Source organism: Blautia sp. St.27G3 (assembly GCF_059728505.1).
In genome coordinates, this window is sequence record NZ_BAAGFO010000002.1 from 482,902 (window position 1) to 505,505 (window position 22,604).

Annotated in this window: 23 protein-coding genes; 1 reads left to right on the plus strand and 22 read right to left on the minus strand. The window is 47.4% G+C overall.

Going from position 1 to position 22,604, the window contains the following annotated elements; translation table 11 throughout:
* Positions 1-157: 157 nt before the first annotated feature.
* The 12 genes from AC6I2O_RS11880 to AC6I2O_RS11935 all read right to left on the minus strand — a co-directional run bounded on the left by AC6I2O_RS11880 (position 158) and on the right by AC6I2O_RS11935 (position 10,483).
* Positions 158-901 (minus strand): amino acid ABC transporter ATP-binding protein, encoded by a 744-nt coding sequence (locus tag AC6I2O_RS11880; RefSeq protein WP_497742745.1) that lies wholly within the window; start codon positions 899-901, stop codon positions 158-160.
* On the minus strand, positions 888-1,583 hold the full coding sequence (locus AC6I2O_RS11885) for an amino acid ABC transporter permease (protein WP_120392331.1): 696 nt from the start codon (positions 1,581-1,583) through the stop codon (positions 888-890). Before AC6I2O_RS11885 ends, AC6I2O_RS11880 begins: the two co-directional genes overlap by 14 nt.
* Before the next feature lie 125 nt (positions 1,584-1,708).
* Positions 1,709-2,446 (minus strand): basic amino acid ABC transporter substrate-binding protein, encoded by a 738-nt coding sequence (locus AC6I2O_RS11890; RefSeq protein ID WP_497742979.1) that lies wholly within the window; start codon positions 2,444-2,446, stop codon positions 1,709-1,711.
* Between the two features lie 345 nt (positions 2,447-2,791).
* Complete coding sequence (locus tag AC6I2O_RS11895) at positions 2,792-3,208, minus strand: hypothetical protein (RefSeq protein WP_497742746.1); 417 nt, start codon at positions 3,206-3,208, stop codon at positions 2,792-2,794.
* Between the two features lie 87 nt (positions 3,209-3,295).
* Positions 3,296-3,835 (minus strand): hypothetical protein, encoded by a 540-nt coding sequence (locus AC6I2O_RS11900; RefSeq protein WP_497742747.1) that lies wholly within the window; start codon positions 3,833-3,835, stop codon positions 3,296-3,298.
* A 133-nt stretch (positions 3,836-3,968) separates the two neighbouring features.
* A complete protein-coding gene (locus tag AC6I2O_RS11905; RefSeq protein WP_147412287.1) occupies positions 3,969-5,150 on the minus strand; it encodes a hypothetical protein in 1,182 nt (393 codons plus the stop codon).
* A 106-nt stretch (positions 5,151-5,256) separates the two neighbouring features.
* Positions 5,257-6,975: a sensor histidine kinase gene (locus AC6I2O_RS11910; protein WP_497742748.1), complete on the minus strand. Its 1,719-nt coding sequence runs from the start codon at positions 6,973-6,975 to the stop codon at positions 5,257-5,259.
* Positions 6,959-7,663 carry a response regulator transcription factor gene (locus AC6I2O_RS11915; protein ID WP_120392295.1) on the minus strand — a complete coding sequence of 235 codons (705 nt, stop codon included), beginning with the start codon at positions 7,661-7,663 and terminating at the stop codon, positions 6,959-6,961. Before AC6I2O_RS11915 ends, AC6I2O_RS11910 begins: the two co-directional genes overlap by 17 nt.
* 106 nt (positions 7,664-7,769) lie before the next feature.
* Complete coding sequence (locus AC6I2O_RS11920; RefSeq protein WP_497742749.1) at positions 7,770-8,444, minus strand: thiamine diphosphokinase; 675 nt, start codon at positions 8,442-8,444, stop codon at positions 7,770-7,772.
* A gap of 179 nt (positions 8,445-8,623) precedes the next feature.
* Positions 8,624-9,385, minus strand: a complete 762-nt coding sequence (locus AC6I2O_RS11925) for an ABC transporter permease (protein ID WP_497742750.1) — start codon at positions 9,383-9,385, stop codon at positions 8,624-8,626.
* Entirely contained in the window at positions 9,382-10,278 is an 897-nt protein-coding gene (locus AC6I2O_RS11930; protein ID WP_497742751.1) for an ABC transporter ATP-binding protein, read from the minus strand. The genes AC6I2O_RS11925 and AC6I2O_RS11930 overlap by 4 nt, the downstream gene beginning before the upstream one ends.
* A 1-nt stretch (position 10,279) precedes the next feature.
* On the minus strand, positions 10,280-10,483 hold the full coding sequence (locus AC6I2O_RS11935; RefSeq protein ID WP_120392299.1) for a PLDc N-terminal domain-containing protein: 204 nt from the start codon (positions 10,481-10,483) through the stop codon (positions 10,280-10,282).
* Between the two features lie 253 nt (positions 10,484-10,736).
* Between AC6I2O_RS11935 and AC6I2O_RS11940 the strand changes: the two genes are divergently transcribed.
* Positions 10,737-11,624 carry a YitT family protein gene (locus AC6I2O_RS11940; protein WP_497742752.1) on the plus strand — a complete coding sequence of 296 codons (888 nt, stop codon included), beginning with the start codon at positions 10,737-10,739 and terminating at the stop codon, positions 11,622-11,624.
* Positions 11,625-11,797: 173 nt separating this feature from the next.
* On the opposite strand, the gene AC6I2O_RS11945 is transcribed toward AC6I2O_RS11940, so the two are convergent.
* The 10 genes from AC6I2O_RS11945 to AC6I2O_RS11990 form a co-directional block, all read right to left on the minus strand.
* Positions 11,798-13,210, minus strand: a complete 1,413-nt coding sequence (locus AC6I2O_RS11945) for an oxaloacetate decarboxylase subunit alpha (RefSeq protein WP_120391699.1) — start codon at positions 13,208-13,210, stop codon at positions 11,798-11,800.
* A 205-nt stretch (positions 13,211-13,415) separates the two neighbouring features.
* Entirely contained in the window at positions 13,416-14,573 is a 1,158-nt protein-coding gene (locus tag AC6I2O_RS11950; RefSeq protein ID WP_497742753.1) for a sodium ion-translocating decarboxylase subunit beta, read from the minus strand.
* Between the two features lie 40 nt (positions 14,574-14,613).
* Positions 14,614-14,976 carry a biotin/lipoyl-binding carrier protein gene (locus tag AC6I2O_RS11955; protein ID WP_497742754.1) on the minus strand — a complete coding sequence of 121 codons (363 nt, stop codon included), beginning with the start codon at positions 14,974-14,976 and terminating at the stop codon, positions 14,614-14,616.
* An 18-nt stretch (positions 14,977-14,994) separates the two neighbouring features.
* Positions 14,995-15,879 (minus strand): OadG family protein, encoded by an 885-nt coding sequence (locus tag AC6I2O_RS11960; protein ID WP_497742755.1) that lies wholly within the window; start codon positions 15,877-15,879, stop codon positions 14,995-14,997.
* 14 nt (positions 15,880-15,893) lie between these two features.
* Positions 15,894-17,330, minus strand: coding sequence for an acyl-CoA carboxylase subunit beta (locus tag AC6I2O_RS11965; RefSeq protein WP_120391702.1), 1,437 nt, complete (start codon positions 17,328-17,330; stop codon positions 15,894-15,896).
* A gap of 118 nt (positions 17,331-17,448) precedes the next feature.
* Positions 17,449-18,693: a D-alanyl-D-alanine carboxypeptidase family protein gene (locus AC6I2O_RS11970; protein ID WP_497742756.1), complete on the minus strand. Its 1,245-nt coding sequence runs from the start codon at positions 18,691-18,693 to the stop codon at positions 17,449-17,451.
* A 65-nt stretch (positions 18,694-18,758) separates the two neighbouring features.
* Positions 18,759-20,111, minus strand: a complete 1,353-nt coding sequence (locus tag AC6I2O_RS11975; RefSeq protein WP_120391703.1) for an MATE family efflux transporter — start codon at positions 20,109-20,111, stop codon at positions 18,759-18,761.
* 24 nt (positions 20,112-20,135) lie between these two features.
* Complete coding sequence (gene codA, locus AC6I2O_RS11980) at positions 20,136-21,374, minus strand: cytosine deaminase (RefSeq protein WP_120391704.1); 1,239 nt, start codon at positions 21,372-21,374, stop codon at positions 20,136-20,138.
* A gap of 28 nt (positions 21,375-21,402) precedes the next feature.
* The gene (locus AC6I2O_RS11985; RefSeq protein ID WP_120391705.1) at positions 21,403-21,627 is read right to left on the minus strand and encodes a DUF5789 family protein; all 225 of its coding nucleotides are present in this window, start codon (positions 21,625-21,627) and stop codon (positions 21,403-21,405) included.
* Positions 21,627-22,595: a nitrilase-related carbon-nitrogen hydrolase gene (locus AC6I2O_RS11990; protein WP_120391706.1), complete on the minus strand. Its 969-nt coding sequence runs from the start codon at positions 22,593-22,595 to the stop codon at positions 21,627-21,629. Before AC6I2O_RS11990 ends, AC6I2O_RS11985 begins: the two co-directional genes overlap by 1 nt.
* Positions 22,596-22,604: the final 9 nt, after the last annotated feature.

A 22,604-nucleotide genomic window follows, 5' to 3' on the forward strand; every position in this document is an offset into this window, starting at 1 on the left:
GCGTGATTTCAAAGTAAGAACCAGGGGAAGCTGTACAAAATAGGGGGTGACTTCTCTTATCGGAACCCCGTTTTTGTACAGTTTCCCCTGGTTCGTCCTATCTCCTATCCCGTTTCGCAATCATCCAATCGTTGCTATTCTACATGAAAAAACAAAATCAGACAAGTACTTTTGAAAGGAAATCCTTCAACCTCGGATTCTTCGGATGAGCAAAAAACTCTTCCGGTGTATTTTCTTCTTTTATATTTCCCTCATCAATAAACAAAACCCTGGTCGCAACCTCTTTTGCAAATCCCATCTCATGCGTAACAATAATCATTGTCATACCGGATTTTGCCAGCTCACGCATAAGATCGAGTACCTCTCCCACCATCTCCGGATCAAGCGCCGAGGTCGGTTCATCGAACAGCATCACATCCGGATTCATCGCAAGCGCTCTCGCAATAGCCACACGCTGCTTCTGTCCACCGGAAAGCATATTCGGATACTGATCTGCCTTATCCGGAAGTCCGATTCGCTCCAGAAGTTCGTCTGCTCTCCTCGAAGCCTCCTCCTCTGTCATGAGCTTCAGCTTTACCGGAGCCAGCATGATATTCTTGCGAATTGTCATATGTGGAAAAAGGTTGAACTGCTGAAACACCATGCCAATCTTCTGTCGCATCCGGTCCACATTCACCTTTTTGTCGGTGATATCCACTCCCTCAAAGGTAATCGTTCCGCCTGTCGGCTCCTCAAGAAGATTTAAGGAACGCAGAAACGTCGATTTGCCACATCCCGAAGGCCCGATAATTGCCACAACTTCTCCCTGGCGGATTTCTGTTGTCACACCGCGCAGAACTTCAAGCGAGCCGAAGCTCTTCTGAAGATTCTCTATTTTAATGAGTACCTTATCTCCGTTCATTATTCCGCAGCCTCCTCTCTAAAGCTCCCAGCAGTTTGCTGAATACAAGCACCATGATAAGATAAATCGCAGCTACCGCCAACAGCGGCATAAATGCATCGTATGTACGGCTGCGGATGATATCGCCGCCCTTTGTCAAATCCTCCAGAGCAATATAACCTGCTACGGAAGTCTCTTTTAAAAGCACAATAAACTCATTGCCGAGAGCTGGCAGGACATTTTTAAATACCTGCGGGAAAATGATATAAATCATTGTCTGCACATAATTCAGGCCAAGGCTCCTGCCAGCCTCAAACTGTCCGTTATCAATCGACATAATTCCGCCGCGGATAATCTCCGCCACATAAGCGCCGGAATTTAGTCCGAAAGCCAGAATGGCCACAAATGTCTTGTCAATCTTCACGGAACCAAAAATAACAAAATAAATAATCAACAGCTGTACGACTACCGGCGTACCGCGAACCACGGTCAGATAAAGCTTACACACAGCGTTCAAAATCTTCAACTTCCCTGTCTTTTCACAGGTGGAGCGAACCACGGCTACCAGAAAGCCAAGAAGAATACCGATCAGCACGGCAAAAAAAGTAACAGTCAGCGTTGTTTTTAAGCCGTTTACCAAATACTTCCACCGGTCATCCGCAATAAAATTAAGATAAAATCGATCCTGTAAATTCTGTAACATATCCATAACCTTTCACGGGAGCCCCCGCATTTTCTCCGGGCGCTCCCATTCTCTCTTTTACTTATTCAGGTTTCCTGTTTTACTGCGGCTCCTCCTGCAATTTCGCACGCCTCTGCCGCTGCAAATTATTTTGCCTCTGTGGCAGCTTCTGTCTCAGCCTCTGCAGCGTCGTCGCTTGCAATGTACTTGTCAATGACCTTCTGGAACTCGCCCTCTTCCTTCAGCTCATTCAGTGCTGTATTGACCTTCTCAAGCAACTCTTCGTTGTCCTTAGAGATTGCGATTGCATACTCTTCCTCAGTAAACGGATCATCCAAAAGCTTCAGACCTTCATTCTGTGAAACAAATACCTTTGCCGGTTCGCCGTCGATCACAACTGCGTCAACCTTACCCTGAAGAAGTGCCTGCACAGCCTCAAAGCCTTTGCTGAAACGCTCTGCCGTTGCATCCTCAATATCATCTACATAAATATCACCGGTCGTTCCAAGCTGTACGCCGATTGTCTTGCCTGTCAGGTCATCCGGACTTGCAATTTCACTGTCTTCCGTAACGATAATCATCTGTGTCGCTTTTGTATAGGTATCTGTGAAGTTTACCATCATCTGACGGTCTTCTGTCACAGTAATACCTGCCATAGCAATATCAGCCTTTCCGGTCTGAACTGCTGCCAGTACGGAATCAAACGCCATATCCTCAATCTGCAACTCCATGCCAAGCTTCTCTGCGATCAGTCCAGCTACCTCTGCATCAATTCCTACAATGTCATCGCCTTCACGGTACTCATATGGCGGAAACTCTGCATTCGTAGCCATCACCAGGACATCACCTTCTGCCATAGCTGTCATTCCAAAAGTCAGAACCATAACGCCTGCAAGCGCTGCTGCCGCTAATTTTTTCATAATATAGCCCTCCTCATAGTTAATAATAATAAATCTTATTGAATTTTTATGAATTTTACCATACCACTATTCAAATCCTGTGTCAATCGTTATTTTGCATAAATCACAACAAAGAAAGCCCGGAATATAATGGTATATTCCGGACTTACGATCAATATGTTCATTCGCTTCTATTTATTTATGGTTGTCATGCCACCAGCACCAGAATGTGAGACCGCATGCAATAACCATCACCACGCCAATTAGTATATTGCCGACCATTATGCCCCTCCTTCCTGCAATTTTATTTCTGAAAGAAAGGCGTCCTGCTTATAGATAAGCCAGTCGGTAAATATAACTGAGTATGTACTTTGATTTTCGATATGGTCTGTTATCCGACAGCGCATACAGCATCTGCCGAATCACATGGTACAGACATAGCAAAAACAAACCACACAAAAATACATTTGCTCTGGAAACTGTCCTGGTGCGTATTCTCTGCTCCTGCCTTGCTGTGTGCAGGATCTCTCCTGCCCCCTTTGCAGCCGATGACAGTACGGCGTCGAGGGTATCTGGCCGGCTTCCCGTGATAACAGCAGATGCAGTCTGTCTCTCTGCATCCAGCGGCAGAAATGTAGTCATCCCGATTCTGCCGGAAATAACAGCCAGCTCCAAAAAGAGCAGAAAAACCAACAGCCATATGAACTTTGCTTTGGAAATCTTTTTTCCTACCAGATTGCCATGCATCTGCGGTCCTCCCTGCATTTCTGTATCCTGTTCTCATTATAAGACACATAACGCACAAGGACAAGCAAAAAAATTTTTTCAAAAGGCTCATAAATGAATCGGAATGGTCCAAATCGCCGCAGCGCACAGAATACCGCCTGCCACAATCGAATCTCCGATGCCTCCCAGAAATAGCACCGAAGCGGGTATGCAACAGTAACCAATATACAGCACCGTCGCCGCCAAAAAGATCCTCAGATGCCGGAATGCATAACGCCTGCGTTCATCGGCCGATGCCGCAGCGGCCTGTTCATACGTCATGCCGTTAATCCAGTAAATGCTCTGCATTGCGTAAATCAGCAGCATCAGCAGATCCAGCAACACATACAGGACAATACAGTTGGTACGTACCATCCCAAGCCCGAAAAAATTTACTTCATTTACCGCGCATACATACAGCGCCATTGTAAAAAATGCCATCCACGCGATAAACAGTTTGTAGGATTTCTTCTGGTATGTTGTTTTCTGCCTTTCGTCTCCATCTACTGTTTCCCGTTTTTCTTCTTTTTGATCTGCCTCTTTTAACCATGTTTCTTTTGATAATGGTTCTCTTTGATGTATCTGTTCTTCTGATCGTCTGGTTTCCATAATCTCCCCTGCCTTTCTGCCGTGTTTTGCATTTTTAAGACTGTCGCTCTATATGATTCTATTAAATTTATCTTAATAAATACAGCTGCAAAGTGTCAAGGGAAATTATGTCCCCATTCTCTTTTTCTATAGCCTATCTTTGTGTTTCCTTCTTCTGCTCTTTTTCCAAAATATGCGCGGCAATGACTTCTTCCACGGTAATCTGTTTCGCCTCCAGAATCGTTCCGTCTGTATCCCGTTTTACAAGAATATAGATTTTTTCCTCGCTGGCCGAATCATTCTGATACATACTGCCGTTTTCATCGACGAGCCAGTAAACAGGCTTTCCATTCCACATCCAGGCGCCGTCTTTATCATCGCAGTCAATTCCTGCTGCCTTATATTCCTGCCGGCGCTGATCATCCTCCATCCATCCGGAAGCGTTTCCTTCTGCCACACTTACCGAACTCGTCGCCTCTTTCTCTGACTGCACCTGACGTCCGGAAAGCACATCTTCTGTCATAACCTCGCTTTCCTCTTCCACTGCCTCTTCAAACCCCAAAACAGCGTCTGGGTCTGCATGATAGATGTGCATACCGCTGTTCTCTTTATCCTTTATCTGGAATGTATGTCTGTCTCTATTCTCCTGATCTGCTACCTGGAACGTATACGTGACCGTACCATCCGCATTTTCCGAGCAATACGTACATACTGCATCTTCCTGTATAGGCTCCCCAGCTTCTCCCACATACGAGATCGTCACGCCGGCGTCTGCCAAACTTTTTTTAGCCATCTCGTCCTGTTTTGTCTTTCTGTCATACTCCTCCTGTGTCGCTGTCCTGACACCTGTGACACGATAATTGGCGTCTCTTTCTGTATACAGGTCAATCTCGCCATCCGGCATTTGATATGCCGTACAGCTCTGATCCATCCCCTGGTCAACCAGCCAGCGCACCTTTTTCCCACGGTACAGAATCGCATCCTGCTCTGTATCATATACCACTCCGTACTCTTTCAGATATGCGAGTGATTCCTGTAACTCAATCTGCCCCCACTGTTTCAGCTTTTTCAGTTCCTCATCAGACATCACCTGAACCGCTGCGTCCGCAGCTTCCGCACAGGTAATCTCTCCATCCGATTCTTTTTCCGAAACATACTCATCCACAGATGTTTCAAAGCTCCCTGCCTCTGTCACATAGCGGTTGATCGTTCCGTTTTTTCCTTCCCATGATGTTCCCCAGGTCTGTGCATGAACCATGCCTCCAAGCGGCCCTCCGGCTACTGCGGCACACGCCGCTGTTCCTGCAAATAATGCCAAAATTGCTTTTCTTTTCATAATGAACTCCTTTCCCGGGCCGCATCCGATACAAGTATGTTTGCCGCCCTCTGTTTGATTTGATGAAACGATCATAACAGCCTGATTTGGAGTCCTTTTGTGGTTTTTATGTAGTTTTCATGGACCTTGGAATTTCAAAGAAAAACCGTACGCCATCTTCTATATTTTCAACGCCATAACGCGCGCCATGCTGTTCCAGCGCCATACGCACAATATAAAGCCCAAGACCACTGCCGCCTGTCCTGCGGCTTCTCGATGACTCCACGCGGTAAAATGCATCAAACAGATGCTCAATTGATTCCGTCGGAATCTGCACTCCGGTGTTTTCTGTCCGGCATACAATCCCTTTCGGCCCATCCTTTAAAAAGATACGGATTTCATTTCCTTCATTTGCCGGCGTGTAACGGATTGCGTTCGTCAGAAGATTTCGGAACACCTTTTCCATCATACTGGTATTTACCTCTGCGTATAAATGCTCCGGCACATGCACCATCAAAGCCAGTCCCTGCATTTCAATCAGCTCTGTCATCTCTGCAAGCTGTTCGCGCAGAAGCTCTGCCAAATCCACGATCTGTGTCACAAAGGTATTGCTTTCCATGCGCGATACCGTCAGAAGCTCTCCCACCATCTCTTCCATTTTTTCTGTCGTCTCCTGGGAACGGAGCAGATAATGATCCCTGTCACGGTATGCGCCGATTCCCCGCAGCATTCCTGAGATATGGCCTTTCAGGATTGTAATCGGTGTTTTCAGTTCATGAGAAACAGCTGAAAAAAATGCAATCCGCTTCCGTTCCAGTTCCCGTTCCAGCTCAATATCTGATTTCAGCTTTTTATTTGCCAGACTCAGGTTTTCCAGTGTACCAGAAAGATTTCGCGCCATCTCGTTCAAATTTCGCCCAAGCTCCCCAAGTTCATCCTTTCTTGTCCCCCGGTATTTGTCCGTAAAATCAAGCGCTGCCATTTTTCTGGAAATCCTGCTCAGCCGTACTACAGGAGCAGTCAGATAAAACGAGCCCACCACTGCAAATAAAAATGCCATGAATATTGCTAATCCGAAAATATATGGAAAAATCTGATACAGAATTTCCATCGCCTGATTGACGGACTGCATATCTCCTGCAACCAGCATCATATAATCCATATCCCCAAGTCTCAGATCATAGGATTTCACTGCAGACGCATCCTTTCCAGCAAAACCGGAAAGCTCCGCATCCGATATCAGGCTGTAAGTTCCATCCCCACTCCACGTATATTCCGCGGCAACCGCATCGCCTTCCAGAAACTGTGTGATCACGCCATCCCATTTTTCTGATGTATTTATATCCTCTGTCCCCATTGTCAGAACTTCCGCACTTTTAATTTCCTGTTCTGTCTCTATCTCTCCAGCGCTGCTTTCTTCTGACTCCACCCCCATATATTCCGCTTCTGCTACGATTCCCACGGTGCCTTCTGAGACAGCATCCTCCAATCTTTCGGTCTCACAGATCACGTCCTGTTCATGCACCACAGACCCGATACTCAGCTCAAATGTACTGCGGCGCGGCCACACAAGCATTCCGTTCTGGTTCAAAACCGCTACCGGCATCTCTGTACTTGCTGTAAACAGCTGAAGCGTTGCCATTGCTTCCTCGATTGACTGGTAGCTGCTCAAATTCTCAGTCAGTTCACGGGACAGCTCATCCAGATTTTCATCCAGACGGTTCGAATAAAATACCGGGAGAAATTTCGCTACTGCCGCATAGGTAACGCCGCTGGCCATCAGCAGCAATACACTCATAAGCAGACAGATCCGAATCGTCAGGCTGCTCCTAATTTTCTTTATCAATGCGGTATCCCACCCCTCTTATTGTACTGATATAATTCTGTCCCAGCTTTTTACGTAGATTTTTGATATGTGTATCCACAATCCGTTCCTCGCCAAAATAGTCTTCGCCCCACACCAGATTCAAAAGCTTCTGCCGCGTAAGCACAAGTCCTCTGTTGATCAGAAGCACATGCAGCAACTCAAATTCCTTCTGTGTAAGGTCAACTTCTGTCCACACAAACGGCGCCCCCGTTTCCTCACTCGCTTCCGGCTGCTGTACATACACACGGTATCCTGCAAGATCCATGCGCATCTTTTTATAAAAAATCTGCTGCACTTCCTCTTCCCGATGCGCTCTGCGCAGCACAGCTGCAATTTTCCGCATCAGTACCGGCGCTGAAAAAGGCTTTGTGATATAATCATCCGCCCTCAGGTCAAACCCCCGAATCTGATACTCTTCTTCATCCAACGCGGTCAGCATAATAACAGGTACGTCGGATTCCTGCCGAATGAGCTCACATGCTCCAAATCCGTCAATTTTCGGCATCATAATATCAAGAAGAACCAGGTCAAACCTGTCCTTGTGAAATTTCATGATCCCATCCACCCCGTCTTCTGCCAGCACTACATCATATCCCTCTGCCACCAGATAGTTTTTCAGTATTTCCTGAATATCCTCCTCATCTTCCATCACCAAAACACGATACATCACATTTTCCTCCGTCCAGTTCAACGCAAAATACGTTCCTCACACATTTTCGTTACATTGCAACATGTTCTATTTCATAACATACAAATGTGTAGTTTACATGGAGTTACAAGTTTCGTTGCAAATCTGCCGGAATCTTTCTGCGTTCTTTAGGAAGCCCGTTTCCCACATCCCAGAGAAGCACGAGCGTCCCGTCCCGCACCTCGATATAAGCTGGCTGTCCCGTAAATTCATTGCTGACTCCCCGCGTAATGTCACAGCTCAGCGTCGCGTCTGTCAGAGAATATTGAAACCCACGCTCCCACACACCAGTTGCCGGTTCACTCAGGCAAAATACGGAAAACATGCCCGCAGCCGAAGCGTCAAATTCCGCCCGTTCCTGTGTGATTGCAGTCAGAATATTTCCCTGACCGATCAGATATGCTTCCATCCCGGCCCGGGACAGCCCCATCAGAAGCTGCAGATTCGCAATCGAGTGATCCAGCCTCCCTCCCAGCCCTCCATAAAGGAAAAACCGTCTGCATCCTTGCTCCATCCCATATGCCGCGGCCAATGCCATGTCTGTATCGTCTTTGATCGGGGAATGTCGCACTAAATGCTCATGCTCCGGCACCTTTTTCAGAGAATCAAAATCACCCAGCAGGACATCCGGAACGATTCCAAGCTCTTTTAAATAAGTATATCCGCCGTCTGCAGCTATCACCAAATCTTCCGGCTCTGGTTTTCGCTCCAGTCCGTCAAAAGCGCCAGCTCCAACAATAAAACACGTCTTTTTTGTCATCTCAGTATACACCTTTCCCAGTTTTGCTCTGCGTTGTTCTATAAGTACTCGAATTTCTCTACTATTATGTACCATCTTATATCCACAGTCAACCAACCTGTCTTGCAAACCAGCCTTTTGCCAGAAAAAGGAAAAGACGAAGCAAAAGCTCCGCCCTCTCCTCATTGTCCATAGGAAACTTATAAATATTTTCGATCAAAACAGACTGTCGCCAGTATCATAAAGGAAAAAATCATTACTGCTGCGACTGCCATGCTAATATAGTAATCTGCCGGTTGGCGGATGCCCTGCAATAAAGACATGCCATCCATAAGTCTCACCGGAAGAAACGTACTGAGCTTTGGAAACATATGCAGCACATAAGCTCCCGCAACAACCCCTCCGGTTCCCAAAAGCACTTCTGTACTGCTCTGAACCACCGATGAAAAAAATATCAGAAGCGAAATGGTCCATATGCCGAACAGCCAGGTGAATAATACAGCAAACGCGAAATGCGAAACAATGCTGTTGTCCCAGAAATATGCGTTATATCCAAACGTAATTCCAAAACAAAGAACATACAATACTGTCCACATGAGATAAAGCATCAGCGATTTCGCCGACAGGATTTTCCGCCGCGACAGTCCTTTTGTGACTACAGGAACCAACGTCCCTTTCTGGTATTCTGCAGTAAAACTTCCGCTCCCAAGCAGAAGAAACACCAGAAGCCCAATTGGAATATTTTTGTAAAACTGCGTCCAGGAAGTCATGGCATCTATCTTAACAGATGTGATTGCAAGCCCTGTATCAGCCAGAGACTCCGAAAGCGCTTCGATCAGCCAGGGAGTCAGTTTAGTCAGAGCTGGATTCATTACCCCAAACAGAGAAAAAATCAACAGGAGAATCAAAAGCCGTCCGGTACGGCTCCATTCCATCCATTCCTTTTTGAGAAATGCCTTCATTTACCCACCACCTCCAAAAACAGCTCCTCCAGCGAAGCCTCCTGCTGTTCCATCCGCACAGGTACAAGTTTCGTATCCGCAAGAAAACGCAACACATCCGGAAATCGCTCTGTGTCCTCCAGCAAAAGACCGCTGCGTCCGGTTAACTTGAGAAACGGAAAAGCCGCCAAAAGAAGCTGCGCATCCTCTGGCCGCTGTGTTTCCAGTTCCATCGCAACCGTTTGTTTTCTTCGACGCACTTCTTCCAAGGAGCCTTGCAAAACAATAGTTCCATTGTGCAAAAAAGCCATCTCATCACAGATATGCTCGACATCAGAAAGAATATGCGTGGAAAAAAGTACAGTTGTCTGCTCCTTGGCTGCTACCAAAATATCCAGCAGCTCCTTACGGCCCAGAGGGTCCAATGCAGAAGTCGGTTCGTCGCAGATCAGGAGCTTGGGCCTTCCAAACAATGCCTGTGCCACACCAAGCCGCTGTTTCATACCACGGGAAAAGCCTTTGATCCGATGCTTCTCTTTCTCGAGTCCCACCAGATGCAGTAGCTCTTCGCTGCGAATTTTAATTTCCTTTTCCGACATGCCAAAGAGTTCCCCACAAAAACGCAGATACTCCGGTGCAGTCATATAGGAATAAAATTCCGGAACATCCGGCAAATACCCGACAAATTGATTAGTCGCAGTGTTCCCATAATGAACTGGCATCCCGTTTACAAAAATAGCTCCGCCGTCCCTCTGAAGCAATCCAAGAATTAGCTTCATGGCTGTCGTCTTTCCTGCACCATTTTGCCCTACAAAGCCAAATACCGTGTGCTCCGGAACCGAAAATGTAACGTCCCGCAGCACCTGTTTTTCTCCAAAACGCTTTGTCACGTGAGAAAGTGTCAGCATCTCCATATCAGCTCTCCTCCTTTCCCAAAAGGAAATACAGGATAGGCCCAATAAATTCCATGCCAATCACCGTAACGGCAATCCAAAGCCCGCGGCTCCCTCGTTTATATGTGTTGTGCGTCAAAATATGATAAAGTGTATAACCAAGCAGCCCCATCTGAATCGCCACCAGTGGAATCAGAAACGGCAGTAATTCTCTGATCTCAGACATTCCTTTTCCCCCTTTCACAAATAGCAACATGAATCAAAAAGCAGTCTTTTCAATATTATAACAACAGACACAGTTTCCTTCAATGGAACTGCCCGATATTTCAGTCAATAAAGTCTACCGTCAGGAAACTTTTTGTCTGTTACAAGATTACAGAGATTCTTCTACCTGCTTCCGAAGGATTCTATTTGCATATTGCCAAACATGCCCAGACTACTCTATAATAAAACAGACCAGACAACAAGGAGGAACAAACGTGATACAAAAACAAAAAAACATACTTCAGACACTGAACTCGTTGAACCTTTTTGCCCTGACCCTGGCCGGAGTCATCAATGCATGCGGCGTTACCATGTTTCTTGCGCCTGTGAAGCTATTTGACAGTGGCATATCGGGTACTTCCATGCTGATCTCCCAGCAGACGCCTGGCTGGTGCAGTCTTTCTCTTATCCTGCTCCTGCTCAATATCCCCATTTTTCTATACGGTTACAAAAAGCAGGGTGCTTCTTTTACCGCCTATTCTCTTTATGCAGTATTTGTCTACTCCGTAACGGCATGGCTGATCACTGATATTTTCCCCGTAGATGTAACCATCGCCTCACCGCTTGCTGAACAGGATCTGTTTCTGTGTGCTATTTTCGGCGGCATAATTTCCGGATGCGGCAGCGGTCTGACCGTACGATTTGGAGGAGCCATTGACGGTGTCGACATCATCGGTGTTATGTTTGCAAAGAAACTCGGTCTCAGCCTGGGAAGCTTTGTCATGCTCTACAATATCATACTTTATGTAATCTGCGGCATTGTCCTGGGCAGTTGGATTCTTCCTCTATACTCCATCGTAACCTATGCAGCTGCTTCCAAGACAATTGATTTCTGTGTGGAAGGTTTTGACCGATCTAAAGCCGCATTTATCATTACAACGAAACCGCAGGAAATCTGCAAAGCGCTATCCGATACCTTCGAAAACGGAATCACAACACTAAGTGCCAGAGGGTACTATTCGGATTCTGAAAAAACTCTGATCTACTTTGTGGTCAATCGCTTTCAGATCAGCCGCATGAAAACACTGGTACATACACACGATCCGAAAGCCTATATTGCCATCAACGAAGTGGCTGATATTTTCCCTGCAAATATAGACTAGGAACCACATACCGCAAAATAAATGGTATTGGTAATCTCTGGCTCTTCGTACGGGACGCATATTGTAATAGCAATTAATTTCGCTATGCCTCCAGTACATAATAAAAGACCACTCTCCCGACAAACCCAGGACAGTGGTCTTCTATTTTTATATTTCTTTCATTTCTTTTTTACTTACACCGGATATGCCTTATTTGCATTGTCTGCCATATTCGGATCTACTTTTTTCTTCTGAGCTTCTCTGTATTTGAAGAAGTCTGTAGCTACCTGCGGGAACAGAGCATAGGACAGAACGTCCTCATCCTGCTCGGACCACTGAGCCATCTCGCCGCGCAGCGTATCCAGCTCGTCCGGAATCAGATCTGCCGGACGGCAGGTAATGATCTCTGCGTTGCCGATGCACTTCTTCTGCACTTCCGGATTGAACGGTTTTACGGTAGCGCCGTATTTTCCGGACAGAACATCCTTCGTCTGCTGCGGAACCATCTTGTAGCGCTCGCCCTGGATGACGTTCATAACAGCCTGTGTACCAACGATCTGAGAAGACGGTGTTACAAGCGGGCACTCGCCAAGGTCTTTACGCACACGCGGTACCTCTTCGAGTACTTCGTAATATTTGTCCTCTGCACCGAGATCCTTCAGCTGAGAAGTCAGGTTCGAAAGCATACCGCCCGGTACCTGGTAGAGCAGAGTCTTGATATTTACGCCAAGATTCTTCGGGTTCAGCAGGCCGCTGTCAAGAGCCTCGTCACGAATCGGACGGAAGTAATCAGCGATCTCTGCAAGAAGCTGCTGGTCAAATCCTGTGTCATACTTTGTACCCTTGAATGTCTCAACCATAACCTCTGTAGCCGGCTGAGAAGTGCCAAGTGCAAACGGTGACATTGCAGTATCAATGACGTCAACACCAGCTTCTACTGCTTTCAGGTAAGTCATGGAAGCAACACCTGATGTGTAATGTGTATGAAGCTGAATCGGAATATCTACGGTCTCTTTCAGGGCTGTTACCAGCTCAGTAGCCGTATACGGAAGAAGCAGGCCAGCCATATCCTTGATACAGATGGAATTTGCTCCCATATCCTCAATTCTCTTTGCAATCTCTTTCCAGTAATCCAGCGTATAAGCATCGCCCAGAGTATAGGAAAGCGCTACCTGTGCATGTCCTTTTTCCTTGTTTGCTGCGGTAACTGCTGTCTGCAGGTTGCGCAGGTCATTCAGACAGTCAAAAATACGGATGATGTCAATACCGTTTGCGATAGACTTCTGTACGAAGTACTCTACCACATCGTCTGCATACGGACGGTATCCGAGAATATTCTGTCCACGGAACAGCATCTGCAACTTTGTATTTTTGAATCCGTCACGGAACTTACGAAGTCTGTCCCACGGATCTTCCTTCAGGAAACGAAGAGATGCATCAAATGTCGCTCCACCCCAGCATTCTACTGAGTGATAGCCAACTTTATCCATTTTATCGATAATCGGAACCATCTGCTCTGTTGTCATTCTCGTAGCAATCAGAGACTGATGGGCGTCACGAAGGATTGTTTCAGTAATTTTAATTGGTTTTTTTGCTTTTCCAGCCATGTTATTCCTCCTGATTTATTTTCCATGTGCGGTCGCCGCACGAATCTCAAGCCGCGGCGGCCGTCTTGCTTTCGCTAAGTGCATCTAAGGATGTTCTGTACACTAAACCTCAGGCTTCGCTTTATAGCTTGCCTTCGCTAAGTTGCACAGAACGGGGTTCGCACTAACCTCAAGCTACGGCTGTCGCCTTGCTTTCGCTAAGTGCTTACACCCCGAATATAGCCATGAATGTTCCGGCTGCTACGGCAGTACCGATAACACCGGCCACGTTCGGTCCCATAGCGTGCATCAGCAGGAAGTTTGTCGGATCTGCTTCTGCACCTACCTTTTGAGATACACGCGCTGCCATCGGTACAGCAGATACGCCTGCAGAACCGATCAGCGGATTGATCTTTCCGCCAGTTGCCTTGCACATAATCTTTCCGAACAGGACACCACCTGCCGTACCAAAAGCAAATGCCACAAGACCAAGAATAACGATCTTGATTGTGTTCATATTCAGGAATGCCTCTGCACTCGTCGTAGCACCTACAGAAGTACCAAGCAGGATAACAACGATGTACATCATAGCGTTGGATGCTGTCTCTGTCAGCTGTTTTACAACACCACTCTCACGGAACAGGTTACCGAGCATCAGCATACCTACGAGCGGAGCTGTGGACGGAAGAAGCATACAAACTACGATTGTAATGATAATCGGGAAAAGAATCTTCTCCAGCTTGGATACCGGACGAAGCTGTTCCATCTTGATCTTCCGCTCTTCTTCTGTTGTCAGAAGCTTCATGATCGGCGGCTGAATGATCGGCACGAGAGACATATAAGAATACGCCGCTACAGCGATCGGTCCCATCAGCGTTGTCTGTCCCAGCTTACCTGCAAGGAAGATCGAAGTCGGGCCGTCTGCACCACCGATGATAGAGATAGCTGCTGCTGCCTTTCCATTGAATCCAAGGAAAATTGCAAGGAAATATGCCATATAGATACCGAGCTGCGCTGCTGCACCGAGCAGGAAGCTCTTCGGATTTGCGATCAGCGGACCAAAGTCTGTCATCGCGCCGACACCCATAAAAATCAGGGACGGAAGAATACTCCACTCGTCCATCAGATAGAAATAGTGGAGAAGACCGCCTGCATGCTCAATGCCGTTCGCATCGACATACGGCTGTGCCATAATATCCGGATAGATATTTACAAGCAGCATACCAAATGCAATCGGAACGAGCAGCAGAGGTTCAAAGCCATGCTTAATTGCCAAGTACAGGAACACACACGCCACTGCAATCATGACATAGTTGCCCCATGTCAGATTCAGGAACGCCGTCTGATCCAGCAGGTTGGACAACGTATTTGTAATGTAAGACATTTTATTACCTCCCAGTTCGTATTCTCAGACAAGTCGCGGCTTAGTTCATGGTAGCAAGAACGTCTCCTGACTCAATTGCCTGACCTACGGTTACGTCGATGCTAGCAACGGTACCGTCCTGCGGAGCAACAACCGGGATTTCCATCTTCATAGCTTCCAGAATTACGATCGGATCACCGGATTTTACTGCCTGTCCAACGCTTGCTTCTACCTTAAATACCTTGCCCGGTACGGAAGCTGCTACTTTTACTGCGCCTGCGCCGCCTGCTGCCTTTACCGGAGCTGCTTTCGGAGCCGCTTTCGGTGCTGCCTTCGGAGCTGCTGCCGGTGCGCCTGAACCAGCGCCCTCTTCTACTGTTACATCATATACATTGCCGTTTACTGTAATTGTATAAGTTTTCATGAATCTTTCCTCCTGTACTTATGCTCTCTGCCAATTTCTTTTATTTGATTTTCTAATAGAACGGACTACAAATCCATCGCTGGATGTATTCTCTGATGCTGCAATCGCTGCCGTAATAACAGCAACCAGCTCAAGGTCATCTGTATAGTCTTCCTCAACAACCGGTGCTGCCGGTACTGCTGCCGGAGCCTGAGCCGGTGCTGCCGGTGCATTTTTCTTGGACATTTTTTCGATCATATCCGGAATCAAATGCATCTGTCCGATCAGCCAGCTGAGGAATAACAGGGTCAGGAACACGATTCCGATACCCATCACGGTATTCATCGCAGCACGCTGCATCAGGACGCCCATCGGATACTGGATATCCCAGTTCAGTGTGGTGCTCTGTGTTTCCGGATTTACGGCAAACGTAACAACAACTTCTGTGCCTTCACCGATTTTTTCATATTTTGCATGTCCGGTAATTTCTGTTCCCTCTGCGTTCAGCTCTGCATCCGTCACTTCAACAAACGCGCCGAGCTCTTCTTTTACAGATTTCCAGTTAGCTGCAATCGCAGCTCCTGACAGATCGGAACCTTCCAACATCTGATCCAGCTGCTCGTCTGTCAACGCGCTGACTGCAACAAGCTGATTAGCCAAAAGTGCTTTTACAGCATCCTCCTGTGTCATCTGAGCCTGTCCGTCTGCTTCTGATTGCTGCGTTCCTTCCGTCTGTGCATCTGACGACTGCTCTGCACCTTCGTTCTGTGCAGCCTCGGATGACGCTTCGGTCACTGCTTCGGTCACTGCTTCTGTTACCTGCTCCGTAGCTTTCGTCTCTGCCTCTGCCGCATATACGCCCATGGAAAAAGCAGACACGGTAAGTCCGAATGCAAGTAATACTGCACTTAATCTACGCTTCATGTGATTCACCTCGCTTAAACTGTTCCGTGCTTTTTGGCCGGGCGATCATCTCTCTTTGTGAACAACATCTCAAAAGCACCGATTACGTATTTTCTCGTATCTTCTGCTTCGATGATGTTATCTACATATCCTCTCTTTGCTGCTGCCAGAGCACTTGACTGAAGTGCTGCATATTCAGCTGCCTTTTCGTTGATAACCTTTGCATCCGCATCTGCATACATGATCTTGGCTGCAAGCTGTGCATCCATCATACCAATCTGAGCCTGACTCCATGCAAACGTCATGTCAGCTCCGATTGCCTTACTGTTCATAGCAACATATGCGCTACCGAATGCCTTTCCGATGATAACGTTTACCTTCGGAACTGTTGCATTGGCAAATGCGTAAGTCAGTTTTGCTGCTGCCTTTGCAATTTTCTTCTCAGAGCATTTACATGCCTTGAAGCCTGCAACATTTGTCAGAGAAAGTACCGGAATTTCAAACGCATCACAGAAATTTACAAACTCTGCTGCCTTGGCTGCGCCTTGTGCGCTCAGCACACAGTCAAAGGATTTCACCAGTGTACCATCTTCACCGTATACCTCTGTACGATTTGCAACAACACCAACGGTTGTTCCGTTCAAACGGAGAAAACCGGTAACCATATCCTGTGCATAGGCAGATTTTACTTCTACGAAATTATTGTCGTCTGCAATATTGGACAGAAGAATGCTCGTGTCGCCTGCTGCGTTTGCAAGATCTGCACTTACGCGGTTCAGATCGTCTGTACACTCTTCATAAGACTGGTCATCCTCGTTGTTTGCCGGAAGCATACATACGAGTTCACGGATCTGGCCCATGATCTCATCCTCTGTGCCCACGAAATCAACAAGACCTGCTTCTTCACTCTGAAACTGTGCGGAAGCTGTGTTGCATTTCTCTTTTGAATTGCCGTCAAGCGCATTCGGAGAATTAACAAAAAGCTCTGCTTTCTTGCCTTCCATGAAAGTAAAATCTGTCAGTGCCGGTACCAGTGCAAGGCCGCCGCCACATCTGCCAAATACTGCGGTAATCTGCGGAATCACACCGGATGCCATTGTCTGCTTCAGATAGATCTCACCAAATGCATTCAGTGCGTCTGTTGCTTCCTGAAGTCTCAGGCCTGCACAGTCCAGTAAGCCGATTACCGGAGCGCCCATCTTCAGAGCCAGGTCATAAAGTCCTGTAATCTTCTTTGCGTGCATCTCGCCAATCGTACCGCCAAGTACAGACGCATCCTGACTATATACGTATACCAGGTGTCCGTCAATCACACCATATCCGGTCACAACGCCGTCTCCCGGTGTCTCTTTTTGCTGCATGTTGAAATCAGTACTTCTGGCAGTTACATATCCGCCGATTTCAACAAAACTGTTCTCATCAAGCAAAGAAGCAATTCTTTTGCCTGCTAAGCTTTGTGCTGTATTACTCATTCTTCAGCCCTCCATTGCTCTATTAATAATGTTAACCAATTTCTGCCGATTCTATAGTAGCGTGTTTCCCTGAAAAAAGCAAGCTTTTTCGTCAGAAATTTCACACGGTCAGAAGGGCTCAGTCAGCTAAGGAAACACGCAGGAAAAATGCGTTTCCAACTTGTTCCAGAATGTATAAATAGTCCCGTACGTATACATCCTCCGAAGCAGTTACCGGACACACTGCCACCTCTGTATCCTCCAGAAAATAGTGTACATTTCCGACCTGCTGCCCTTTTTTTACCGGCGCTGTAACGGATGGAGCAAGCTCGAGCTCGGTCCGTATGCCCTCCTCCTTTTTCATCAGTATCTCCAAGTCCTCCTCCACAATCTGACGCGTATTTACAAAGTCCTTCTGCCCATTTTCAACAGGAACCGATTCCGTTACCAGGCTTGCATCCAGAACCTGTTTCTTTTCGTAATTTTCCAATCCATAGCTCATCAGTTTTTTCGTATCGACCCATTTATAACCCTTGTGGTTTGGCCATCCGCAGGCAAGAAGTGAAACAATCAACAACTTTCCTTCCTTTTCCAGCGCTCCCACATAGCAATATCCTGCCTTCCCGGTAAAGCCGGTCTTTCCAGAAATCGCCCCGTCCAGAATCGTCAGAAGCGCATTGTGGTTTGTACAAGAATAATTTCTGTTTCCTTTTATATTTGTAAAAGCATGGGAACGCGTACCCGTGATTTCCAAAAATTCCTCTGCTTTCGGAGACCCCGTCAGACAGTACCGCATAATCAACGCAAGTTCACGGGCAGTCGTATGATGCGCCCCTCCCTCATTCTCGGCATCCAGTCCGTTCGGGGTAATGTAATACGTATTTTCGCATCCGATCTCCCTGGCCTTTTCATTCATACACGCGGCAAAAGCTTCCACGCTTCCGCTGACATTTTCTGCGATACACACTGCCGTGTCATTGTGTGATTCCAACATCAGGGAATACAGCAGATCCTTCAGGTAAAACGTATCATCCTTTACCATGCCAAGCTTTACCTGCGGCTGTGCAGATGCATTCCCGGACACAGTGCACACGGTATCTCCGGGCATCTTTTCAAGTGCCACAATACAGGTCATAATCTTTGTAGTGCTCGCCATTGCAAGCGGCGTATCTGCCTCTTTTCCATAAAGAACACGCCCGCTGTCACCATCCATCAAAACGGCGCCGCGGGCGTAAAGACCTAAAGTATCCTCTTTTGTGTCTGCCGAAGCAGTTGTGTAAACCATCAAATCCGTGCTGCCTGTACCTGCCTCTGATCCTGTACTCATCAGAAGAAAACTCAAGATCAGACTAACCACTGTATAAAATACGCGTCTCTTTTTCATACATCCGTCACCTTTCCTGTTGTCCGGTAGTTCTCCAACATTGTATGCATCAGATGCGGCGCCTATCACTCATTTTCAAAACACGCCTTTGCCGGACGCTGCCGCCTCAGTCGCAAAAAAGCTACGGTACAGATCACAACAGAAAGCAGAGAGCCTGCGGGAGCCGCAAGTCCCATCGGAAATAACGTATCCGAAAAATAGTTCGACGCAAGATACGCTCCCGGAATCCGGGCACAGACAATGGAAAGGAAATTATGCAGAAACGAAATTCCAGCTCTCCCATACGCGCAGAAATATCCGCTGAAACAAAAATGCATTCCCGCAAACATACAGTCCCAGACATACCCGCGCAGATACTGACCTCCCAGCAAAATCACCTGTGCGTCGTCCGTAAAGCAGTCAACCACTGCCCCGCTGATAAACTGTACCAAAACAGAAGCTGTGAGTCCAAAGCCCACAGAGATGCAAAGCGCGTAGCGCAGAACCGACGCTGCCCGGTCATGTTTCCCTGCGCCAATATTCTGTGCGCAGAGCGCAGAAACTGTAGAGAGCATCGTAGAAGGTACCAGAAACAAAATTCCGATCACCTTCTCCACAATTCCAACTGCCGCAGCATCACTGAGTCCTCTCCGATTTGCAATGACTGTAATCACAATAAAGGCAATCTGAATAAACCCATCCTGCAACGCTACTGGAATACCGATGCGCAGCATTGCTCCTGCTGATTTTCTTTGCAGACGAAAATGTTCCTTTTTCAGACTCAGACCGGTTTTTCTTCTGAAAATCACAAAGAGAGCCGTTAACACACTGATCGTCTGCGACAGAGCAGTACCAAGCGCCGCCCCAGCAGGGCCAAGCCCCAGCACGCCGATAAAGAGATAATCCAGCACAACGTTTGCCACACAGGCAACCGCAACGAAATACATCGGACTTTTGGAATCGCCCATCCCCCGAAAAACGGAGCTGATAATATTATAGGCAGTAATAAATGGAATACCGATAAAGCAGATGGTCAGGTAAGCTGCCGTTCCGTCTGCCGCCTCAGGCGGCGTCGACATGACCGTAACAATAGGCTGAACCAGAAAAAGCAGTCCTGCCGTAATCACGACAGAAATCCCCAGAAACAGTGTAACTGTATTTCCAACAGCCGACGCGGCACGCTCCGGATGCTTTGCTCCAACAGCTTTTCCGATCGTTACGGTAGAGCCCATTGCTAGTCCGACGATCATTACGGTCAGCATGTGCATCACCTGACTGCCGATCGAAACAGCCGTCGTCTGCGCCACTGTTCCAAAACGGCCAATCATATAAAGATCAGCCATTCCGTACAATGTCTGCAAAAAGTATGCCAGCAGATACGGCAGTGAAAAGTAACTAATATTTTTCCATACGCTGCCTGATGTCAAATTTCTTTCCATTTCTTACACCTGTCTTTATAAACTTTATGAAAACAGGAGCTCCCCTTTTGCAGGTGTCTCCCGGTACAGAAGCTTTCCCTTCTTATAAGAATATAAAACGCTGCTCTTCTCATTCAGCGCCTGATAAAAATTCTTTGCATTCAGGATAATACAATCCGCATCGTTCCCTTCCCGGATTCCATAACTGTCTCCGAGATGAAGCGTCCTGGCCGCATTGTATGTGACCAGCTTGTAGGAATCCAGTATTTCTTCATACCCCATCATCTGGCAGACATGAAGTCCCAGGAACACGACGTCTCTCGGATTACCGGTACCAAGCGGGTACCACGGGTCAAATACGTCATCATGGCCAAAGGAAACATTCAGCCCTTCTGCCAGAAGCTCTTTCACACGCGTCACACCTCTGCGCTTCGGATACGTATCACAGCGTCCCTGCAAATGCGTATTGACCAGCGGATTGGAAACAAAATTGATCCGGCTCATCTTCAGCAGACGCATCAGCCGGTTTACGTATGCATTGTTGTAAGAATGCATCGCCGTTGTATGGCTTGCCGTTACCTTATCAAACAGACCAAGCTCCAGTGCACGGCACGCCACTGTTTCGAGACCTCTGGAAGCTTCGTCATCAATTTCATCACAGTGAACGTCCACCAGTCTGTCATACTTCGCAGCAAGCTCCAGTGCAAAATTTACAGACTCCACGCCGTATTCTCGTGTAAATTCAAAATGTGGAATCGCACCGACACAATCCGCTCCCATTTCAACAGCCTTCACCAGAAGCTCTTTCCCGTTCGGATAACTTAAAATACCCTCCTGCGGAAATGCCACGATCTGAATCGTCATAAAATCTTTTACTTCTTCCCGCAGCTCTGTCATGGCCTCCAGAGCCGTCAGCGTCGGATCGGTAATATCAACATGCGTCCGCACATACTGAACGCCGTTTGCCGCCTGCATGCGCAATGCCCTCCTGGCACGCTCCTTGACATCCTCTTTGCTCAGCTTTTCCTTACGTTTTGCCCAGCACTCAATCCCCTCAAACAGCGTTCCGGACATATTCCAAGCCGGATCGCCCGCTGTCAGGCACGTATCAAGATGTACGTGCGACTCGATCATCGGAGGAAGTAGCATACAATCCGTTCCATCCACAAGTTCCTCGCCCGGCCCCGCGTTCAGATTTTCTCCTATCTCGGTAAATTTTCCATCCGTAATGCGAATGTCATTTGCCATTTCCTTTCCATCAATATGGATATTTTTAATCAGCATAACATTCTCCTCTCAAAGGCTTCCAAACTCAAAGACTTCCAAGCAAAGCGCAGTAAAACTGCGCTGCGCATTCGTATTGTTCCATTTTGACCGGCTCAAGGATCTCCTGTACGGTCATTTCCGTCACAGCATCGACCTTCACCCTCTCAGCCCCGATCTGCTCGATAATCTCCTGCTTTGTCGCAGGATACGTGATTCCGTTCATCCGTTTGTGAAGCAGATGAATCATTCCCTTAAATGGTCTTTCTTCCATCACTGCTCCCCCTTTGTATCAATCTGACCGCTGCCAACTTCCTGGTCTGTTCCGGCATAAGACCGGTAATCCTCTGTCCCTCTGCCCGTTCCGGCATATTTCCTGCTACTCGCACCACGATGATCGTACGAATACATCGGCGCTGAGTGCACTGCCTGCTTTCTCATTGCGTCGATAATACCAGGATACAGGTTCGCCTTAATCATGGACGGAACTCCATTTCCGCCCTCGCAGATAATATTTCCGTCCGGTCCGAGAATCATACTTCTTCCAAAGCAGGAGTAATTCTCATTTTCTGCCGTGCCGGACGCATTGACTGCCACTACGTAAACCTGATTGAAATAAGCCCCTGCCTTATTGGTAATCTCCCACGCGTTCTGCCACGGGTCCATATAGTGTGTGGGCCTTATGATTACATTGGCGCCGTTTACAGCTGCCTCTCTCCATATCTCCGGATAATCGCCGTCCGCACAGATAATTAGTCCGATCTTTGCGCCCTTCGGCCCGTCACAAACAGTACATGACTCGCCTGGAAGCGAAGTCTCAAACGGAATCCACGGATTCATTTTATCGTATGTATGCCGAATTTTCCCTTTGTCATCCACCAGCACTGCTGTGTTTGTAAACGCACCGGGCAGCTCTGATTTCAATAAAAATGCAAACACACCCCACATTTCCAGTTCCGCACATTTCTCGCAGAGCGCTTTTACCTGCTGCGCTTCAAGTGTCAGCAGCGCGTTCTCCCAGCCGGACTGTGGAAATCCCTGTAAACATGCTTCCGGCGCCACGATCAGATCTGTTCCCGGAAAAGCACCGGATGCCCGATCCATAAAATTCAGAAGCGTATTCAGATTACGGTCCACATCTGTCATAGAAACAGCGCCGATCGGCGCATACTGTGCACCGACCACGCTCAGACACTCTGTCTCAATTTTTCCATTCAGAGAAAATACATTACCTCTGTCCATTTCTCCTCC

What these genes read in the sequence shown, in the direction of transcription:
- AC6I2O_RS11890 (WP_497742979.1), bottom strand. Translation starts at nt 2,446, where the DNA reads ATGGTTCTGACTTTTGGAATGACAGCTATGGCAGAAGGTGATGTCCTG.
- AC6I2O_RS11935 (WP_120392299.1), bottom strand. Translation starts at nt 10,483, where the DNA reads ATGTCTGAGATCAGAGAATTACTGCCGTTTCTGATTCCACTGGTGGCG.
- AC6I2O_RS11975 (WP_120391703.1), bottom strand. Translation starts at nt 20,111, where the DNA reads ATGGAAAGAAATTTGACATCAGGCAGCGTATGGAAAAATATTAGTTAC.
- AC6I2O_RS11990 (WP_120391706.1), bottom strand. Translation starts at nt 22,595, where the DNA reads ATGGACAGAGGTAATGTATTTTCTCTGAATGGAAAAATTGAGACAGAG.
- AC6I2O_RS11885 (WP_120392331.1), bottom strand. Translation starts at nt 1,583, where the DNA reads ATGTTACAGAATTTACAGGATCGATTTTATCTTAATTTTATTGCGGAT.
- AC6I2O_RS11920 (WP_497742749.1), bottom strand. Translation starts at nt 8,444, where the DNA reads ATGACAAAAAAGACGTGTTTTATTGTTGGAGCTGGCGCTTTTGACGGA.
- AC6I2O_RS11880 (WP_497742745.1), bottom strand. Translation starts at nt 901, where the DNA reads ATGAACGGAGATAAGGTACTCATTAAAATAGAGAATCTTCAGAAGAGC.
- AC6I2O_RS11915 (WP_120392295.1), bottom strand. Translation starts at nt 7,663, where the DNA reads ATGTATCGTGTTTTGGTGATGGAAGATGAGGAGGATATTCAGGAAATA.
- AC6I2O_RS11985 (WP_120391705.1), bottom strand. Translation starts at nt 21,627, where the DNA reads ATGGAAGAAAGACCATTTAAGGGAATGATTCATCTGCTTCACAAACGG.
- AC6I2O_RS11965 (WP_120391702.1), bottom strand. Translation starts at nt 17,330, where the DNA reads ATGAGTAATACAGCACAAAGCTTAGCAGGCAAAAGAATTGCTTCTTTG.
- AC6I2O_RS11895 (WP_497742746.1), bottom strand. Translation starts at nt 3,208, where the DNA reads ATGCATGGCAATCTGGTAGGAAAAAAGATTTCCAAAGCAAAGTTCATA.
- AC6I2O_RS11930 (WP_497742751.1), bottom strand. Translation starts at nt 10,278, where the DNA reads ATGGAGATGCTGACACTTTCTCACGTGACAAAGCGTTTTGGAGAAAAA.
- AC6I2O_RS11955 (WP_497742754.1), bottom strand. Translation starts at nt 14,976, where the DNA reads ATGAAAACTTATACAATTACAGTAAACGGCAATGTATATGATGTAACA.
- codA (WP_120391704.1), bottom strand. Translation starts at nt 21,374, where the DNA reads ATGCTGATTAAAAATATCCATATTGATGGAAAGGAAATGGCAAATGAC.
- AC6I2O_RS11960 (WP_497742755.1), bottom strand. Translation starts at nt 15,879, where the DNA reads ATGAAGCGTAGATTAAGTGCAGTATTACTTGCATTCGGACTTACCGTG.
- AC6I2O_RS11970 (WP_497742756.1), bottom strand. Translation starts at nt 18,693, where the DNA reads ATGAAAAAGAGACGCGTATTTTATACAGTGGTTAGTCTGATCTTGAGT.
- AC6I2O_RS11945 (WP_120391699.1), bottom strand. Translation starts at nt 13,210, where the DNA reads ATGGCTGGAAAAGCAAAAAAACCAATTAAAATTACTGAAACAATCCTT.
- AC6I2O_RS11925 (WP_497742750.1), bottom strand. Translation starts at nt 9,385, where the DNA reads ATGAAGGCATTTCTCAAAAAGGAATGGATGGAATGGAGCCGTACCGGA.
- AC6I2O_RS11950 (WP_497742753.1), bottom strand. Translation starts at nt 14,573, where the DNA reads ATGTCTTACATTACAAATACGTTGTCCAACCTGCTGGATCAGACGGCG.
- AC6I2O_RS11905 (WP_147412287.1), bottom strand. Translation starts at nt 5,150, where the DNA reads ATGAAAAGAAAAGCAATTTTGGCATTATTTGCAGGAACAGCGGCGTGT.
- AC6I2O_RS11900 (WP_497742747.1), bottom strand. Translation starts at nt 3,835, where the DNA reads ATGGAAACCAGACGATCAGAAGAACAGATACATCAAAGAGAACCATTA.